Source organism: Streptomyces beijiangensis (genome assembly GCF_017315755.1).
GTDB classification, from domain to species: Bacteria; Actinomycetota; Actinomycetes; order Streptomycetales; family Streptomycetaceae; genus Streptomyces; species Streptomyces beijiangensis.
The window spans coordinates 1-302 of record NZ_JAFLRJ010001529.1; the positions used below are offsets into that span (position 1 = coordinate 1).

Here is a 302-nt window from a genome sequence, read left to right on the forward strand (position 1 = left end):
GCCCCACGAGCGGCTCCCGCAGCCTGGTGCCGTGTCCCGGCAGGTCCACCGGGGTGACCTCGATGCCCGTGGGCATCCGGTGCTGCCAGTGGCGGAAGTGGTCGGCGTTGCCGGCGGTGTGCGGCAGGCAAAACAGCCTCAACCGGGTCTCGGCCCGCACCGGAGCGCCGGCGCGGGCGTCCGGTTGGGGGCGGCCCGCAAGGCCGCGCACCGGGCGCACACGTGGTCCAACACCAGATCACCCTCGACGAACTGCTGGCGGCGGCGGACCTGCGCACCCCGGGGCGGGCCACGGCCGCCGC

General features: G+C 76.5%; 1 protein-coding gene. It reads right to left on the reverse strand.

The genetic code is table 11. The features are described 5' to 3' along the window. On the reverse strand, positions 1-220 hold a 220-nt coding region (locus J0695_RS42555; protein WP_372445948.1), incomplete at its 3' end, for a thioesterase domain-containing protein. Positions 221-302 lie beyond the last annotated feature (82 nt).